Annotated in this window: 18 protein-coding genes; 10 read left to right on the top strand and 8 right to left on the bottom strand. The window is 63.8% G+C overall.

All coding sequences use genetic code 11. The features are described 5' to 3' along the window. The first annotated feature begins 25 nt into the window (after positions 1–25). The 5 genes from GOB90_RS19120 to GOB90_RS05715 all read left to right on the top strand — a co-directional run bounded on the left by GOB90_RS19120 (position 26) and on the right by GOB90_RS05715 (position 3,962). Positions 26–397: a helix-turn-helix transcriptional regulator gene (locus GOB90_RS19120; protein WP_242011825.1), complete on the top strand. Its 372-nt coding sequence runs from the start codon at positions 26–28 to the stop codon at positions 395–397. A 211-nt stretch (positions 398–608) separates the two neighbouring features. Further along, on the top strand, positions 609–917 hold the full coding sequence (locus tag GOB90_RS05730) for a hypothetical protein (protein ID WP_146885700.1): 309 nt from the start codon (positions 609–611) through the stop codon (positions 915–917). A gap of 130 nt (positions 918–1,047) precedes the next feature. Continuing rightward, positions 1,048–1,614 (top strand): hypothetical protein, encoded by a 567-nt coding sequence (locus GOB90_RS05725; protein WP_146885702.1) that lies wholly within the window; start codon positions 1,048–1,050, stop codon positions 1,612–1,614. 120 nt (positions 1,615–1,734) lie between these two features. Beyond that, positions 1,735–3,069, top strand: coding sequence for an FAD/NAD(P)-binding protein (locus GOB90_RS05720; RefSeq protein ID WP_146885704.1), 1,335 nt, complete (start codon positions 1,735–1,737; stop codon positions 3,067–3,069). 11 nt (positions 3,070–3,080) lie between these two features. Then, positions 3,081–3,962, top strand: coding sequence for a LysR family transcriptional regulator (locus tag GOB90_RS05715; RefSeq protein ID WP_146885707.1), 882 nt, complete (start codon positions 3,081–3,083; stop codon positions 3,960–3,962). Positions 3,963–3,988: 26 nt separating this feature from the next. Here the strand turns inward: GOB90_RS05715 and GOB90_RS05710 are convergent, their stop codons facing one another. The 8 genes from GOB90_RS05710 to GOB90_RS05675 all read right to left on the bottom strand — a co-directional run bounded on the left by GOB90_RS05710 (position 3,989) and on the right by GOB90_RS05675 (position 11,177). Then, positions 3,989–4,888, bottom strand: coding sequence for a DMT family transporter (locus GOB90_RS05710; protein WP_146885709.1), 900 nt, complete (start codon positions 4,886–4,888; stop codon positions 3,989–3,991). A 219-nt stretch (positions 4,889–5,107) separates the two neighbouring features. Next, positions 5,108–6,313, bottom strand: coding sequence for an ATP-binding protein (locus GOB90_RS05705; RefSeq protein WP_146885711.1), 1,206 nt, complete (start codon positions 6,311–6,313; stop codon positions 5,108–5,110). A gap of 51 nt (positions 6,314–6,364) precedes the next feature. Then, complete coding sequence (locus GOB90_RS05700; RefSeq protein WP_146885713.1) at positions 6,365–7,084, bottom strand: response regulator; 720 nt, start codon at positions 7,082–7,084, stop codon at positions 6,365–6,367. Continuing rightward, positions 7,084–7,806: a phosphate signaling complex protein PhoU gene (gene phoU, locus GOB90_RS05695; protein ID WP_146885715.1), complete on the bottom strand. Its 723-nt coding sequence runs from the start codon at positions 7,804–7,806 to the stop codon at positions 7,084–7,086. The genes GOB90_RS05700 and phoU overlap by 1 nt, the downstream gene beginning before the upstream one ends. Positions 7,807–7,823: 17 nt before the next feature. Further along, complete coding sequence (pstB, locus tag GOB90_RS05690; protein ID WP_146885802.1) at positions 7,824–8,615, bottom strand: phosphate ABC transporter ATP-binding protein PstB; 792 nt, start codon at positions 8,613–8,615, stop codon at positions 7,824–7,826. Between the two features lie 34 nt (positions 8,616–8,649). Continuing rightward, positions 8,650–9,471, bottom strand: a complete 822-nt coding sequence (gene pstA, locus GOB90_RS05685; protein ID WP_242011834.1) for a phosphate ABC transporter permease PstA — start codon at positions 9,469–9,471, stop codon at positions 8,650–8,652. 68 nt (positions 9,472–9,539) lie between these two features. Beyond that, the gene (gene pstC / locus GOB90_RS05680; RefSeq protein WP_146885719.1) at positions 9,540–10,565 is read right to left on the bottom strand and encodes a phosphate ABC transporter permease subunit PstC; all 1,026 of its coding nucleotides are present in this window, start codon (positions 10,563–10,565) and stop codon (positions 9,540–9,542) included. A gap of 324 nt (positions 10,566–10,889) precedes the next feature. After that, entirely contained in the window at positions 10,890–11,177 is a 288-nt protein-coding gene (locus GOB90_RS05675; protein WP_146885721.1) for a hypothetical protein, read from the bottom strand. A gap of 122 nt (positions 11,178–11,299) precedes the next feature. Here GOB90_RS05675 and GOB90_RS05670 point away from each other — a divergent pair, with 122 nt between their 5' ends. From GOB90_RS05670 to nuoF, 5 genes are read left to right on the top strand one after another with little or no spacing between them, the layout of a single operon-like run. Further along, entirely contained in the window at positions 11,300–11,725 is a 426-nt protein-coding gene (locus GOB90_RS05670; protein ID WP_146885723.1) for an NADH-quinone oxidoreductase subunit A, read from the top strand. Beyond that, positions 11,722–12,366: an NADH-quinone oxidoreductase subunit B gene (locus GOB90_RS05665; protein WP_146885725.1), complete on the top strand. Its 645-nt coding sequence runs from the start codon at positions 11,722–11,724 to the stop codon at positions 12,364–12,366. The genes GOB90_RS05670 and GOB90_RS05665 overlap by 4 nt, the downstream gene beginning before the upstream one ends. A 4-nt stretch (positions 12,367–12,370) precedes the next feature. Continuing rightward, entirely contained in the window at positions 12,371–14,167 is a 1,797-nt protein-coding gene (gene nuoC, locus GOB90_RS05660; protein WP_146885728.1) for an NADH-quinone oxidoreductase subunit C/D, read from the top strand. Then, complete coding sequence (gene nuoE / locus GOB90_RS05655; RefSeq protein WP_146885730.1) at positions 14,154–14,651, top strand: NADH-quinone oxidoreductase subunit NuoE; 498 nt, start codon at positions 14,154–14,156, stop codon at positions 14,649–14,651. Before nuoC ends, nuoE begins: the two co-directional genes overlap by 14 nt. Beyond that, positions 14,648–15,943, top strand: a complete 1,296-nt coding sequence (nuoF, locus tag GOB90_RS05650; RefSeq protein ID WP_146885732.1) for an NADH-quinone oxidoreductase subunit NuoF — start codon at positions 14,648–14,650, stop codon at positions 15,941–15,943. The genes nuoE and nuoF overlap by 4 nt, the downstream gene beginning before the upstream one ends. Positions 15,944–15,951 lie beyond the last annotated feature (8 nt).

Below are 15,951 nucleotides of genomic sequence, written 5' to 3'. Positions count from 1 at the left end.
CCCGCCCCGGGAAAATGAAGACTCCATGACAAAGCCCGATCCCCGCGCTCCACGGGAAGCACCGTCACACGCCCCGCCCGGAACCACAAACAGAACCATACCCACCACGCCACCAGAACAATACGTTGTCTATACACAACACCCATGCCACCATCCCCTCATGTTCAACCGCATCGCCGTCTTCCGCGCCGAACTCGGCCTGTCCCGGAAAGACCTCGCCACCCGCATCGGCGTTAACCCCCAGACCATCGGCTGCCTCGAACGCGACGATTACGCGCCCAGCCTCGAACTCGGCCTGAAAATCGCCCGCGTCTTCAGTACACCCGTGGAAGAAGTGTTCTCGCTCGAACCCTTCCCCCGCCTCATCCCCATCTTCCGGCAGGCAGAAACCAGATGACCGACCGGAGCAGACCCACTCTTCCCGCACGCCTCGACAGCATCCTCGCCACTACACCAGGCCCCGCACCCCGAAAAAATGGCTTGCAAAAACCGAACGGAAACCACCCCGGAGCCAGTGCTGGCTGCCTCTCCTGCTCCTGTCCGCCGACATCGGCGCCACGCTCCTCATCATCCTGAAACCGGCGCTCCGGAACAGCGACCTCCGGATCATGAGTGCGATAAATCTTCTGGCCCTCTGTCTGATAACAATCAGATCCGCACGTCAGCGAAAAATCTTTCCACCCGACAAACGGGAACGCACCATCCTGCGCGCCGCCACCACGGTCCGTCTGGCCACACTCACCGTCGCAATGATCTGCGCTCTCCTGACAATCATGTTCGGCGGGATCACCGGACAGAGAACCGCCCTGCAACTCGGTATGGAAGTGCCCATATTCATGTTCGGCGCCATTATCGCCCTGCAATGCACCGGCGAACTCTACCTCCGGGCGCAATACCGTTTCGCGGAAGACGACTGAACAGACCCGCCGGACTCTCCACACAGACTCCTGTCTCCCGGCGAGCCCGCCCGCGATAAAGCGGCATGTAAATGTTCCGCATCATCTGATTATATATAACGAAACATCTCCCCCTCACGCCGAAAGCGCCATGAAAAACCCTTCCCTCATCCCCGCACTCCTCGCCGTCGCCACCCTCGCAGGCCCTTACACAGGCCACGCCGCCGCCCCGACCGGCAGCGCCCCCACACCGACCAGCCCGACGCACAACACCTGCCCCGCCACCGACAACACGCCACCGTCCTGGCGCACCCCCACCGCCCTGACCGCCGCAACAAACGAGGCCGCCCTCCCCAAAGCCACCCTTAGCCCCGGCCAGGCCGCGCGCATTCACCTCGCAAACACCGCGAACGTCTATTTCGCCCACACCCCGGCCAGACCCGACACAAGCACCGACACCAGCCCCACCACAGGCGGCATGATCCGCTTCACCGTCCCCGCAGCCGGAACCTGGCGTGTCATGCTGGGCAGCCGCGCCTGGATCGACGTGCTCAGCAACGGCACAGCCATCCCCTCAACCGCCCACCATCACGGCCCCGCCTGCTCCGGAATCGGGAAAGTCGTGGAGTTCTCCCTCACGCCCGGCACACTCTACACCCTGCAACTCAGCGGCAGCAGCAAACCCGAAATCGAAGTGATGATCGCCCCCGCGCAATAAACCCACTCGCCCCCGCCGACGGTTCATTCACAAAAACCGAACGGTTTATTCGAATCGTTCGTCTGGATTAAACGGTCTCCATCCGCCACTGTCCCCCGGAACACGACAGGGAGAAGAACCATGCCAGAACACACCACCATTCAGAGTTGCGCCATCATCGGCGGCGGCGCGAGTGGCACCCTTCTGGCCTGGCACCTCGCGCGAACCACCGGAACAACCGCCATCCTCATCGAACCGTCCGAACACCCCGGCCTCGGCCTCGCCTACGGCACACCCTGCCCCGATCACGTAATGAACGTCCCCGTCAAAGGCCTGAGCGCTACACCGGACGATCCGGATCACTTGCTGAACTGGCTCCGCACCGACCTGCACCTGAACGCCGGCAGAGAAGATTTCATCCCCCGCGCCGTCTTCGGCCTCTACCTGAAATCCCTGTTCTGCGAAGCCGCCCCCCGCCACATCCGCGCCGAAGTCACCGCCTGCCGGAAGCATGACGACCACTTTCACCTCACCCTCTCCGACGGGCGCACCCTGAAAAGCCGGAAAATCGTGCTCGCAACCGGCAATTTCGACCCCGCCCGTCTCAGAGGCATCGACCCCGCCGTCGAACACGCAGGCCGCTACCATCACAACGCCTGGACCGACTCAACCTTCGCCGCCATCGGCAAACACGAACCCGTCGCCCTGATCGGCACCGGCCTGACAGCCATCGACATCATCCTCAGACTTCGCAGGGCCGGACGCCACGGCCCCGTCACCGCCCTCTCCCGTCACGGCCTCTTTCCCGCCGCGCACGCCCCACACACGCCACTCCCCGCCCCGCTGTTCACCCCCGCGAACACCACCCCCACGGCAGGAGCGTATCTCCGGAAATTCCACAACGCACTCAGGAACGGAACAGACTGGCGAGCCGCCGTCGACAGCCTGCGCCCCGTCACCAACCTCCTCTGGCTGGCCCTGCCGGACACCGAACGCCGCCGCTTCACCCGCCACCTCCAGCGCCGCTGGGAGCGCGTCCGCCATCGCATGGCCCCGCATATCGCCGCAGCCCTGAAACACGAACGCGACACCGGCGGCGTCACCACACGGAACGGCCACGTCACACGCGCCACCCTGACCAACGACACCGTCACACTCGAAGCCCGCTCCGACACGGAGACAATCCGGATTCAGACCGCGCACATCATCAACTGTACCGGACCGAGCCTGAACTACGCCCATAACGGCTCCCCCCTCCTGCGCGACCTGCTCGAAACAGGACTCGCCCTCCCCGGCGACGAAGGGAAAGCCCTCAGCTGCACCCCGGACGGCCTGGTCACCGGGCGCGACAACACCCCGACAGACGGACTCTTCACCCTCGGCCCCGCCCGGCTCGGCACCCTCCTGGAAAGCATCGCAATTCCGGAAATCCGTCAGCAGGCCGCCGATCTTGCAAACCACCTCGCCTCCGGATGAAACACCCCGGCATGACCCTCGAACAGCTCCGCATCTTCATCGCCGTCGCCACACGCGAACACGTCACCCGCGCCGCCGAAGCCCTGAATCTCACCCCCTCCTCCGTCAGCCAGGCCGTCACAGGCCTGGAAACCGAACTCGGCCTCGCCCTGTTCAGCCGCGTCGGCCGCCACATCGAACTCACGGAACCCGGCCGCATCTTCCTCGATGAAGCCCGCGCCGTCCTCGCCCGCGCCAGCGCCGCCCGGCAACGCATGGAAGACCTCGGCGACCTCAGAAGCGGCCTGCTGCCCGTCCGCGCCAGCCAGACCATCGCCAGCTACTGGCTCCCCGCCCGCCTCAACGCTTTTCAGGACCGCTACCCCGGCATCGAAATCAGAATGATGACCGGTAACACCGCCGAAGTCTGCCAGTCCGTCCAGGACGGCACCGTCTCCGTCGGCCTCGTCGAAGGCGAACTCCTCCGACCGGATCTCATCTTCAGCGAAGTCGCCCGCGATCAGATGATCCTCGTCACCTCCCCGCGCCACCCCTGGGCCACAACACCGCCCACCCTGGCGGACCTCCCCGCCAGCAACTGGATTCTGCGCGAAACCGGCTCCGGCACCCGATCGGAATTCGAAGAAGCCCTGACCCACGCAGGCCTCGATCCGAAATCCCTGCCCGTCCGCATGGAACTGCCCTCAAACGAGGCCGTCGCCAGCGCCATAGAAACCGGCCACGCCGCCAGCGTCCTGTCCGCCTCCGTCGTGGCCGGAAAACTGGACGCCGGCCTTCTCTGTCACATCCCCTTCCCGCTGCCCGAACGCCGCTTCAGCCTCGTGCGCCACCGCTCCCGACACACCTCGCCCGCCGAAACCGCCTTTATCCGGTTGCTTCGGAACATGACCTGATCCCGCGCCGAACCCGAAGCAGACGACTACCCCTGCTCCACCTCGACCGGCTGCACCACCGGCCGCTTTCGCATAAACGCCAGCAGATTCCCCGCCAGAATCAGGATCAGTCCGCACAGCATCAGCGCGGACCAGTGAGCCCCCTCGAAAAACGCCGACACACCCAGCGCAATAACAGGAGAAAGAAACGTCGTATAAGCCGCCCGGTCCGCCCCGATGCGCTGCACCAGTGCCAGATAAGTCAGAAATCCGGCAACCGACGCGAACGCCGCCAGATACAGCAGCCCGCCAATCCATGAGACCGTCAGCACCGGCATGAAGCTGTGCCCCCGACTGATCACATTCACGCCCATCAGAAAGGCGCCGAATACCATTCCGTAAAACACCGCATTCGGTAAGCCAAGATCGAAACGCGCAATCCGCCGCGACAGCATGTTGCCAAATGAAAACAGCGTCGTCCCGAGCAACGCCAGCCCCACCCCGACCGGCGCCGCTATTCCCGCGCCGGTATCCGCGCCCCCCGCAAGCAGCAACGCCACGCCCGCCACACCCGCCACGCCTCCGGCAAGCACCCGCCAGTCAGGCCTCAGCCTGAAAAACAGCCACAGATTCAGTGCATTCAGAATCGCCGACAAACTGAAAACAACCGAAACCGTTCCACTCGGCAGAAACATCTCGGAACTGTAAATGGCCAGAAAATTACAGGAGAAGAGACAGGCCCCCATCCCCGCCAGCCACGGCACCATCTCCCGTGACGGACGACGCAGCCGCCCCGTCAGCCCCAGCCAGCCGCCCAGCAGCATAACCGAAACCGCAAAACGCCAGAACACCGCCACATCCGTCGGCGTGCCGCCAAGCTGAAGATGAATGGCAAACCAGGACAGCCCCCAAACAATCACAACCGACGCGAACAACACTGCATTCATAAACAGAAAACCACTTTCTCATCCGGCCAGCCCCGCCACGCCGCCAGATGCGTCAGAACAGAGCCGGTCCCGATATCAGCATGCACCGCCCCGCCGGTCACGCAAAATCCCGCGCACCCACCGGCGAAAGACCCTGCACGCCGGGCCGGCACCGTACCTCTCCCGAAGATCCCGAATGGCAGCCCCGGCCCACAAAACCCCGAACCAAAAGCCAGGCCGCTACCCGAGCAGCAACGAAGGCCGCTCCTTCGCCTGCCGCCGCTCACCCCGTAAAGGCAGCCACACGGTACACCGCGTGCCGGCCCCGATCTCACTCTCGATAAACAGCCGCCCGTCATGCCGGTCCACAATATGCCGGACAATCGCCAGCCCCAGCCCATACCCCGGCGCGGACTGCCCCTGACCACCCTCAACCCGGTAAAACCGCTCCGTCAGCCGGGGCAGATGCCGCGCCTCAATGCCCGGCCCGTTATCCGCAACCGTCAGCGAAACCCCGGCCTTCCCGCCAACCGTGCTCTGCGCCATCACCAGAGACACCACAGGCGCCCGCTGTCCCGTAACCGCATATTTCGTGGCATTCTCAACAAGATTCAGAAGAACCTGAACAATCTGATCCTCGTCGCCCTGAAAAACAAGCGACCTCGCCTCCGTCTTCAGCTCAACCCCGCGCGCCGCACACAGCGGCGCGGATTCATCCCGCACCCGCGACACAATCCGCGCCGCATCCATCTCCCCGCGCGGTTTCCGATGCTCCATCATCTCCACACGCGACAACGCCAGCAACTGCTCGATCAGCCGCTGCATCCGCCCGGCCTGCGTAGCCATGATTTCCAGAAACTGCTTCTGCGCCACAGGATCATCCGCGGCCGGCCCCCGCAGCGTCTCGATAAACCCGATCAGCGCTGCCAGCGGCGTCCGCAACTCATGGCTCGCATACGCCACGAAATCAGCCCGCACCCGCTCGACCGCATCCTTCTCGGACGTATCAGATAAAATCGCCAGAACAGGCACCCCCGCCAGAGAGAGCGTCTCCGGCACGAGCCGGAACACCAGATGCACAACCCGCCTGACCGGCACATCAAGGATAATATCCGCCGTCGCCAGAACCGTCTCGGCATCCAGACGCTGCAACGCCGCGAAAACATCCGGATGCCGCACAATCGTGCCGAGCGCATCTCCGAACACCGCCTGAGCTTCCATACTGGCAAACCGCAAACTGCCCGTGCGTGTCAGCAATACCGCGCAATCGGGGAGAACGGCGAGCAGCTCCTCCAGCCCGACGCCCTGCATCGTCGCTTCATCCCGCCGCGACGACGGCCGGAAAGGCGCCCGCTGCGGCAGACGGCGCCCGCCGGCCAGCCACCCGATCATGCCACTGAAACCGGAAACCCCCAGCAGATACAACGCCAGTTCGGCTCCGGTCATTCCCCCGCTCCCCCGTCCGCACTCACCTGGCCGTCAGACAGGAAAGACCGCTCACTCCGCGCTGTTGTCGAGCGCATAACCCGCCGAACGCACCGTCCGGATCAGATCCCGCTCATCCGGCGCGTTAATCTCCTTGCGCAGCCTGCGGATATGAACATCCACAGTCCGCACCTCCACATGAATGTTCTCGCCCCAGATCGCCTTCAGAATGTCCTCACGCGAAAACACCCGACCCGGACGACGCATGAAAAACTCCAGCAACCGGAACTCCGTCGGCCCCAGCTGCAAAGTCCGCCCGCCACGCTCCACCCGGTGCCGCACCAGATCCAGCGCGATATCGTCAAATTCCAGCACATCGCTCGGCCCGGCCACACGCCGCAGCATCGCCCGGATGCGCGCCTCCAGCGTCGCCATGCTGCACGGCTTGGTCAGATAATCATCCGCCCCGTTCTCCAGACCCCGGATCGCATCCGCCTCCTCGGACCGCGCCGTCAGCATGATCACCGGAACATCCCGGCTCCCCGGCAGCTCCCGCAACCGCCTGCAAACATCAATCCCCGACAGAGACCCGGGCAGCATCCAGTCCAGAAGCACCAGAGCCGGACGAAAAGACACCGCCAGATCAAGAGCCCGCGCCCCGTCCCCCGCCGTCTCAACGACATAACCCGCTTTTTCCAGATTATACCGCACCATCACCTGCAACGAGGGATCGTCCTCAACCAGCAGAATCCGCGCGCCCGTTCCGCCCTGCGCCGCAACCGTTTCCGACATCAGCGCGCATCCGGCACGGTGGCGGACGCATATTGCGGCCCGAGCCCGCCCCGCGGCCGGACCGCCGGCAGCATCTCGCCCGTCACCGCATAGTAAATCCGCTCCGCGATATTGGTGGTGTGATCGCCAATCCGCTCCAGATTCTTCGCCACAAACAACAGATGAATGCAAGACCCGATATTGCGCGGATCTTCCATCATATAGGTCATCAGCTCACGGAACATCGCCGTGTAAAGCTCATCCACCGCCGTGTCCGCCTGCCACACCGCAATCGCCTGATCCCGGTCCCGCGCCGCCAGCGCATCGATCGCGCGACGCAGATTGTCCTGCACCAGCCGCCCCATGCTCCGCAGCCCGATCAGCGAAATCCCGCCATCCATGTCCAGCTTCAGCGCCCGCCGCGCAATCGAGGCCGCATAGTCCCCGATCCGCTCCAGATCACCCGTAATCTTCAGCGCCGCCACAATCTCGCGCAGATCAATCGCCATCGGAGACCGCAACGCCAGAATACGGATCGCCAGCGCCTCCGCCTCACGCTCCAGCTCATCCACCTCCGGGTCCAGATCCGGCGCCTCGATCGCCGCCTCCTCATCCCCTTCCACCACAGCCTTCACAGCCTGCGCGGTCTGACGCTCCACAAGACCACCCATCCGCGCCATCATGCCGCGAAGACGCTCCAGTTCCTGCTCGTAACTCTTGACGGTATGCGTTGCCTCGGTCATCGCCCCAAACCCCCGCTTCAGCCGAACCGGCCGGTGATGTAATCCTGCGTCCGCGTCTCGCGGGGCGCCGTAAAGATCCGGTCCGTGCTGTCCATCTCAACCAGCTCGCCAAGATAGAAAAACGCCACCTGATCCGCGCACCGCGCCGCCTGCTGCATATTGTGCGTCACAATCGCAATCGTGAACTCCTTCTTGAGTTCATCAAGAAGCTCCTCGATCCGCGCCGTCGAAACCGGATCGAGCGCACTCGTCGGCTCATCGAGCAGAACAACCTCGGGCCGGGTCGCAATCGTCCGCGCAATGCACAGACGCTGCTGCTGACCACCCGAAAGCGCCGTCGCCGACGCCTTCAGGCGATCCTTCACCTCGTTCCACAGCGCCACGCGCCGCAGCACATCCTCAACCCGCCCCTCCATCTCGGACCGCGACGGCGTCTCATGCAGCTTCACCCCGAACGCAATGTTATCGTAAATCGACATCGGAAACGGCGTCGGCTTCTGAAACACCATGCCAACCCGCGCCCGCAGACGGTTTACATCCATACCCGGCGCAATGATGTTCCGCCCGTCGAAAATAACCTCGCCCGTCGCCCGCTGCCCCGGATACAGATCGTACATCCGGTTCAGAACCCGCAGCAGCGTGGACTTGCCACAGCCCGAAGGCCCGATCATCCCCGTCACCTTCCGGGTCGGAAACTCCATCGAAATCCCGCGAAGCGCCTTCAGCTCCCCATAGTAGAAATCCAGATTCCGCACCGAAATCGCCGGTTTCCCCGCCACAGCCTCACCCGGCACGCCACCCTCCGGCATCACCCGCCCCGATACAGCGCTTCCGCTCATCCGCTTAAGCTCCCTTCCGGCCAAAGCCGACCCGCACAAGAATGTTGATCGCCAGCACGCCCAGCGTCACCAGCAGCGCCCCCGTCCAGGCCAGTTGCACCCAGTCATCATAAGCCGACCCGGCATACTGATAGATCGTCACCGGCAGACTCGCCATCGGCTGCGCCAGACTCACCGACCAGTCCATGTTGCCCAGCGACGTAAAGAGCAGCGGAGCCGTCTCACCCGCCACACGCGCCACCGCCAGCAGAATCCCGGTCAGTACCCCCGTCCGCGCCGCCCGCAGACAGATGAACACAATCACCCGCCACTTCGACGCGCCAAGCCCGATCCCGGCCTCACGCAGCGCCGTCGGAACCAGCCCCAGCATGTCCTCCGTCGTCCGAACCACAATCGGCAGCGCCAGAATCGCCAGCGCCACAGCCCCGGCAAACCCCGAAAAATGCCCGGTCGGCACAACAATCAGCTGATAAATGAACAGACCGATCAGAATGGACGGCGCCGACAGCAGCATGTCCGAAACAAACCGCGTCGTGGACGCCATCCAGCCCCGGCCATAATCCGACAGATAAATCCCGCACAGCATCCCCAGCGGCGCGCCGATCAGAATCGCCACCGCCGTCTGGATCACACTGCCGGCAATCGCATTCGCCAGCCCCCCGTTCATCCCCGGCGAAGCCGTCGAATGAATGAACGTCACCAGCGACAGACCCGACAGCCCGCGCACCAGAAGCGTCAGCAGAATCGAACACAGCGCCAGCAGCGCCACACAGGTCGCCGCCAGACTCAGCCCCGTCGCCAGCCGGTCCATAAACCGCCGCCGCATCGCCAGCGCTCCATGCGGCTTCCATCCGTCCGACCTGCCCGTAACGCCGGACACATCCCGTTCCGCGCTCATCGCTTCCCCTCCCGACGCCCGGAAAAGCCCAGCATCAGACGGGAGGCCGCCAGCGCCAGAAAAGACAGCGCCATCAGAATCGTCCCCAGCGCCATCAGCGAAGACAGCTTCAGACTCCCCGACGGACTCTCCGGAAACTCCAGCGCAATCAGCGAGGCAATCGTGTTCCCCGGCGCAAACAGCGACCAGCCGATCCTGTTCGCGTTGCCGATCACAAACGTCACCGCCATCGTCTCGCCCATCGCACGCCCCATGCCGAGCACCACACTGCCCACAACCGCCTTGCGCGACCACGGCAGAATGACGTTCCGCATCACCTCCCAGCGCGTCGCGCCCAGCCCGAACGCACTCTCCTTCAGAACCGCCGGAATCGACGCAAACACGTCACACATCACCGCCGTAATGAACGGCGTCACCATCACCGCCAGAATCACGCCGCCCGTCATCAGCCCCGTGCCGAACGGCGCCCCCTGAACCAGCGCCCCGAGCCCCGGAACATGCCCGAACCAGTGCCGCGCCGTCGGCTGCACATAGCGCGCCATCAGCGGCACAATGACAAAAAACCCCCACATGCCGAAAATGATCGAAGGCACCGCCGCCAGAAGCTGAACCGCCATCCCCACTACAGCCGAAAGCCGCGCCGGCGCCATCTGCGTCAGCCAGAACGACGCGCCAAAGGCCAGCGGCACCGCCATCAGCAGCCCGAGCGCACTCGTGACAACCGTGCCGAACACCGGAGCCAGAGCCCCGTAATGCTGCGTCACCGGATTCCAGACGGAAGACACCAGAAAACCCGGGCCAAAGGTCGCAAACGCCTTCATCCCGCCCGTGACCATGACCAGAATAATGCCGCCAAGTAGCGCCAGCACGGCAATCCCGCTGCCCGTTACAAGCGCCCGGAACACCCCGTCACCATCAAAAGACCGCCGGCCACCAGCCCCGGAAACCGGCGTCACAGGTCCGCCGCGCCCGCCGGCTCCGTCTTCCGGAGCCTGACCCGCAGCATGCGATGTTCCATCCATAAAGGCGCTCCGCTCCCCCTACGTCCGGCGACCAATACTGAACGCCCCCTCCACCGGCAACCAGGGAACGCGACTCCCCGCATGACATTTTTATTGCACCAGCAATAAACCGTCACCCGTAACAGGAACAGCCACTGCTCTTCCGGCACTCACAGAGAACTCAAACGCGACAAACGGATAAAAACCGCAACCCCGCTCTTATTATAAATTTATACTTCCGAATTTATTGCCTTCTTACCAGACACCACAAAAAAATTATTCACAAACCCGATCCGCCTGACAACACCCCGGAATACACCGCCGCCCGAACGTCCCCGGCCGACACTAAATCCGCACTCCACGCCTGCATAAGCCCCTCACCCGGACCGGAAACCCGGCCTCCACGTCTCCCCGGCCTCGCCACATCACCTCCACCCGAACCACACCCATAACCCCGCTCGCTGCCTCTTCCCGGCACCACGCCCCTCCCCGATCAGCCTCTTCCACCCCGGCGGAACCAACCCCCGCCAGGAAAAAAGCATCCCCCCGACCGCTTTCTCCCGGAACTTCCCTCTCCACAATACGTATCGCCTGAACAACCGGCCCCGCATCTCCGAAACGGCACCGGAACATAAAAGACAACATCCATGCCGTGAGACCGGGAAAACCGGACAAATCACAGCATCAGACTGTCACTGGAATTTCATAAAAAGTCTTCGTCCGGACAATAACAATAACAACCAGAAGACACTGACATGATGGATTCTTCCGGCATTCTGTCCCTGGCCGTCTATGCAATCGCCATCGCGGTTCTCATCGCATGCATGATGGGCCTCTCCGCCATCACAGGAACACGCCGCACCGGTGCCGCAACCGGACGCTCCATGTTCATGCCATTCGAATCCGGCATCATCCCCACCGGCTCAGCCCGCCTCCGCCTGCCCGTCCAGTATTATCTCGTCGCAATGTTTTTCGTCATCTTCGACGTCGAAACCGCCTTCCTCTTTTCCTGGACAACCGTCGTCACCGATACCGGCCGCGTCGGCTACGGCGCCGCACTCCTCTTCATCGCCTTCCTCGCCCTCTCTCTCGCCTGGCTCTGGCGAAGCGGCGCCCTCGACTGGGGCAGCCATCCCCGCAAAATCCCGGCCACAAACAACCAGAGGACGCATGACGCATGACATGGTCCCTCTTTCCCGCCGATCGCGCGCCACCCGCCCGGACATCCCCCGAAACACCCGCTTTCACCGAAACCGTGCGACGCAATCTCGTCATGGGACGCCTTCAGGATTTCGTTTCATGGGGACAGAAAAATTCCGTCTGGCCACTGAATTTCGGCCTGTCATGCTGCTACGTGGAAATGGCAACAGCCTTCACAAGTAAATTCGATATCGCCCGCTTCGGCGCCGAAGTCCTCCGCGCCACCCCGCGCGAAGCCGACCTGATCGTCATCTCCGGAACCGTCTTCGTCAAAATGGCCCCGATCATCAGGCATCTTTACGATCAGATGATGGAACCAAGATGGGTGATCTCCATGGGCTCCTGCGCCAATTCCGGCGGTATGTACGACATCTACAGCGTCGTGCAGGGCGTCGACAGCTTTCTGCCCGTCGATGTCTACGTGCCCGGCTGCCCGCCCCGCCCCGAAGCCCTCCTCGAAGGCCTCACCCTGCTGCAAAAATCCATCGGCAGCAGCAGGCGACCACTCAGCTGGATGATCGGCCCCCAGGGCGTCGAAACTGTCACGCCCCCCTCCCTCCGTGACGCAAAACGCAGCGAACGCCAGACCGCGCGAGACCTCCGCTCGCCCGACAGGATCTGACACCATGACCGCCACAGCCCCAACCACCCTGGCGCCCGAACGGATCATCCCGGACAGCCTGTCGGAAAAAATAACCGACCTGCATAAGGCTTCCGGAATCCCGACCCCGCTGCTCCGCCAGACCACACGCGACGGCGTCGCCACCTTCTGGATCACGCCCGCCGCCCTCCGCCCGGTCCTCGCCGGACTGAAACACGCCGCCCCGACCACCCACATGCTGTTCGACCTGACAGCCATCGACGAACGCGGCCGCCGCCATCGGGACGAACAGCCCGCAGCCTCCTTCACAGTCGTCTATCACCTGATGTCGCTGACCACGCGCGCGGATGAAGCGCGGCTCAAAGTCGCCCTGACCGGAGACAGCCCCGTCCTGCCCGGCATCAGCGACCTGTGGGCCAGCGCGAACTGGTACGAACGGGAAATCTGGGACCTCTTCGGCATCCGTTTCGAAGGTCACCCGTTTCTGCGCCGCATCCTCACCCCGCCGACATGGACCGGCCACCCGCTCCGCAAGGACCATCACGCACGCGCTACCGAAATGCCGCCTTACAGCCTCACGGAAGATGAGGAAATGCGCCAGCAGGACGCCATGCGATTCGATCCCTCGCTCTGGGGCATGAAACGGCACAGTGACCACAGCGACTTCATGTTTCTCAACCTCGGCCCCAATCACCCGAGCGTGCATGGCGTCTTCCGCATCATTCTGCAACTGGAAGGCGAACGCATCGTCGACGCCGTACCGGATATCGGCTTCCACCACCGGGGCGCCGAGAAAATGGGAGAACGCCAGTCCTGGCACAGCTATATCCCCTACACGGACCGCGTGGACTACCTCGGCGGCGTCATGAACAACTTCCCCTACGTGATGGCCGTCGAAACACTCGCCGGCATCACCGTCCCCCCGCGCGCGCAGATGATCCGCGTCATGCTCGCCGAACTGTTCCGCATCGCCAGCCACCTCGTCTTCTACGGCACCATGGCACAGGATGTCGGACAACTCTCACCCGTGTTCTATATGTTTACCGACCGGGAGCGCGTCTTCGGAGTCATCGAAGCCATCTGCGGATTCCGCATGCACCCGGCCTGGTTCCGTATCGGCGGCGTGGCAATGGATCTGCCCGCGGGCTGGGAAGGCCTGATCCGCGCCTTCATCGACGACCTCCCCCGCCGCCTCGATGAATACGACGCCATGGTCATGCGAAACCCGATCTTCAAAGCCCGCACCAAAGGAGTCGGCGCCTATACAACAGCCGAAGCCGTGGAATGGGGCGTGACAGGCCCCGGCCTCCGCGCCTGCGGCCTGTCCTGGGATTACCGGAAACAGGCCCCCTACGCCTGCTACGGCGACCTCGAATTCGAGATCCCCACGGGCAATAACGGTGACTGTTATGACCGGATCGCCGTCCATATCGAGGAAATCCGGCAGAGCCTCCGCATCATCCGCCAGTGCATCGACAACATGCCGGCAGGCCGCGTGAAAGCCGACCACCCCCTCACCACGCCCCCGCCCAGAGCCCGCACGATGCACGACATCGAAACCCTCATCCACCACTTCCTCAGCGTCAGCTGGGGGCCCGTCATCCCGCCCGGCGAAGCCCGCGCCTGCATCGAAGCCACAAAAGGCCTCAACAGCTATTTCCTGATCAGCGACGGCGGCACCACATCCTGGAGAACCCGTATCCGCACGCCGTCTTTCCCACATCTGCAGATGATCCCCCTCCTCAGTCGCGGCGTCCTGATCGCCGATCTGATCGCCATCATCGGCAGCATCGATTTCGTGATGGCCGATGTCGACCGCTGACCACCCCCTCCCCGACGATCTGCAGGCGGAAATCCTCGCCCTCGCCCGCGCGGAACCACACCCGCGCAGCGCCTGCGTCGCGGCCCTGCAACGCGTCCAGTCCCGTTACCGCTGGATCAGCACCCACCATCTCCGGGACGTCGCCCGGCTGCTCGATATGTCGCCCGACGACCTCGACGGAATCGCAACCTGTTTCAATCTGCTGTTCCGCAAACCCGTCGGCCGGCACGTCATCCTCCTCTGCGACAGCATCTCCTGCTGGATCATGGGCCGCGACCACCTCTGCGACCACCTCTGCCGGACACTCGCAATCCGCCCCGGCGAAACCACGGAAGACGGCGCCATCACCCTCCTGCCAACCGTCTGCCTCGGACATTGCGACCACGCCCCGGCCATGCTCGTCGATGACACCCTCTGCGGAGATGTCGATCTCCCGATGCTCGCCCGCCTGACCGATACCCTGACGGAGGAGCCGCCCCCATGAGCCCGTCCGACCGCCCTCTGACCGCGATGATCGACGCCTCGGCCGCCCCGCCGGACTGCACGGCCTACGAAAAAGCCGGCGGCTGGCAGGCCACGCGCAAAGCCCTGAAAACCTGCACGCCCGACGACATCATCGAAATCGTCACACAGTCGAAACTGCGCGGACGCGGCGGCGCCGGCTTCGGCACCGGACAGAAATGGAGCTTCGTCCCCAAAAAACCCGCCTCCGAACAACGGAAATACCTGATCGCCAACGCCGACGAAATGGAACCCGGTACCTTCAAGGATCGCCTCCTGCTGGAAGGCAACCCGCTCCAGCTCATCGAAGGCATGCTCCTCGCCGCCTACGCCATCCAGGCCAGCCACGGCATCGTCTTCCTGCGCGGCGAATATCACCTGGCCCGCCGGAGACTGGAACAGGCCATCGAAGACGCCCGCCATAACGGATGGCTGGGTGAAAACATCCTCGGCGCCGGCTTCAGTTTTGACATTCATATGCATGCAGGTGCCGGACGTTACATCTGCGGCGAGGAAACCGCCCTGCTGACCGCCCTCGAAGGACGACGCGCCACACCACGCAGCAAACCACCCTTCCCCCAGACCGGCGGCCTCTGGGGCGCCCCCAGCGTGGTGAACAACGTCGAAACCCTCTGCAATCTTCCCCATATCGTCACCAACGGCGCGAGATGGTTCCTCTCCCTCGGAACCGGCGCGGACGGCGGCACCAAACTCTACGGCGTGAGCGGCCGCGTCCGCCGCCCCGGCGCCTGGGAACTGCCGATCGGCACCCCCATGCGCGAAATCATCGAAAACCACGCCGCCGGCATGCAGCCCGGATACACCCTCCGCGCCTTTCTCCCAGGCGGCGCCTCCACCGCGTTCCTCGACGCCACAGCACTGGATGTCGCCATGGATTACAGCTCCGTCGAAAAAGCCGGCAGCCGCCTCGGAACCGGCCTCGCCATCATCCTCGATGACCGGACCTGCCCTGTCGGCATGCTCCACAACCTGGAACACTTCTTCGCGCAGGAATCCTGCGGATGGTGCACCCCCTGCCGTGATGGCCTGCCCTGGGTCGCCCGCCTGCTGGCCGCCATCGAAGACGGCACCGGCGAAAGCGACGATATCGAACAGCTCCGGCGCCATACGAAAATGCTCGGCACACCCGGCCGCACCTTCTGCGCCCACGCCCCCGGCGCCATGGCGCCACTCGCCAGCGGCCTGAAACTCTTCCGGGACGATTTCGCCGCCCATATCACCGGGCACGGCTGCCCGATGCGCCACGCCGCCTGAAATCCGGA

The sequence above is a fragment of the Acetobacter oeni genome, assembly GCF_011516825.1.
Lineage (GTDB): Bacteria > Pseudomonadota > Alphaproteobacteria > Acetobacterales > Acetobacteraceae > Acetobacter > Acetobacter oeni.
The sequence above is the reverse complement of the archived record's forward strand: the minus strand, read 5'-3'. Positions and strand labels throughout refer to the sequence as shown.

What these genes read in the sequence shown, in the direction of transcription:
- GOB90_RS05700 (WP_146885713.1), bottom strand. Translation starts at nt 7,084, where the DNA reads ATGTCGGAAACGGTTGCGGCGCAGGGCGGAACGGGCGCGCGGATTCTG.
- GOB90_RS05675 (WP_146885721.1), bottom strand. Translation starts at nt 11,177, where the DNA reads ATGTTCCGGTGCCGTTTCGGAGATGCGGGGCCGGTTGTTCAGGCGATA.
- pstC (WP_146885719.1), bottom strand. Translation starts at nt 10,565, where the DNA reads ATGGATGGAACATCGCATGCTGCGGGTCAGGCTCCGGAAGACGGAGCC.
- nuoF (WP_146885732.1), top strand. Translation starts at nt 14,648, where the DNA reads ATGAGCCCGTCCGACCGCCCTCTGACCGCGATGATCGACGCCTCGGCC.
- GOB90_RS05720 (WP_146885704.1), top strand. Translation starts at nt 1,735, where the DNA reads ATGCCAGAACACACCACCATTCAGAGTTGCGCCATCATCGGCGGCGGC.
- GOB90_RS05725 (WP_146885702.1), top strand. Translation starts at nt 1,048, where the DNA reads ATGAAAAACCCTTCCCTCATCCCCGCACTCCTCGCCGTCGCCACCCTC.
- phoU (WP_146885715.1), bottom strand. Translation starts at nt 7,806, where the DNA reads ATGACCGAGGCAACGCATACCGTCAAGAGTTACGAGCAGGAACTGGAG.
- GOB90_RS05710 (WP_146885709.1), bottom strand. Translation starts at nt 4,888, where the DNA reads ATGAATGCAGTGTTGTTCGCGTCGGTTGTGATTGTTTGGGGGCTGTCC.
- pstB (WP_146885802.1), bottom strand. Translation starts at nt 8,615, where the DNA reads ATGCCGGAGGGTGGCGTGCCGGGTGAGGCTGTGGCGGGGAAACCGGCG.
- nuoC (WP_146885728.1), top strand. Translation starts at nt 12,371, where the DNA reads ATGACCGCCACAGCCCCAACCACCCTGGCGCCCGAACGGATCATCCCG.
- GOB90_RS05715 (WP_146885707.1), top strand. Translation starts at nt 3,081, where the DNA reads ATGACCCTCGAACAGCTCCGCATCTTCATCGCCGTCGCCACACGCGAA.
- GOB90_RS05670 (WP_146885723.1), top strand. Translation starts at nt 11,300, where the DNA reads ATGATGGATTCTTCCGGCATTCTGTCCCTGGCCGTCTATGCAATCGCC.
- GOB90_RS05665 (WP_146885725.1), top strand. Translation starts at nt 11,722, where the DNA reads ATGACATGGTCCCTCTTTCCCGCCGATCGCGCGCCACCCGCCCGGACA.
- pstA (WP_242011834.1), bottom strand. Translation starts at nt 9,471, where the DNA reads ATGCGGCGGCGGTTTATGGACCGGCTGGCGACGGGGCTGAGTCTGGCG.
- nuoE (WP_146885730.1), top strand. Translation starts at nt 14,154, where the DNA reads ATGTCGACCGCTGACCACCCCCTCCCCGACGATCTGCAGGCGGAAATC.
- GOB90_RS19120 (WP_242011825.1), top strand. Translation starts at nt 26, where the DNA reads ATGACAAAGCCCGATCCCCGCGCTCCACGGGAAGCACCGTCACACGCC.
- GOB90_RS05705 (WP_146885711.1), bottom strand. Translation starts at nt 6,313, where the DNA reads ATGACCGGAGCCGAACTGGCGTTGTATCTGCTGGGGGTTTCCGGTTTC.
- GOB90_RS05730 (WP_146885700.1), top strand. Translation starts at nt 609, where the DNA reads ATGAGTGCGATAAATCTTCTGGCCCTCTGTCTGATAACAATCAGATCC.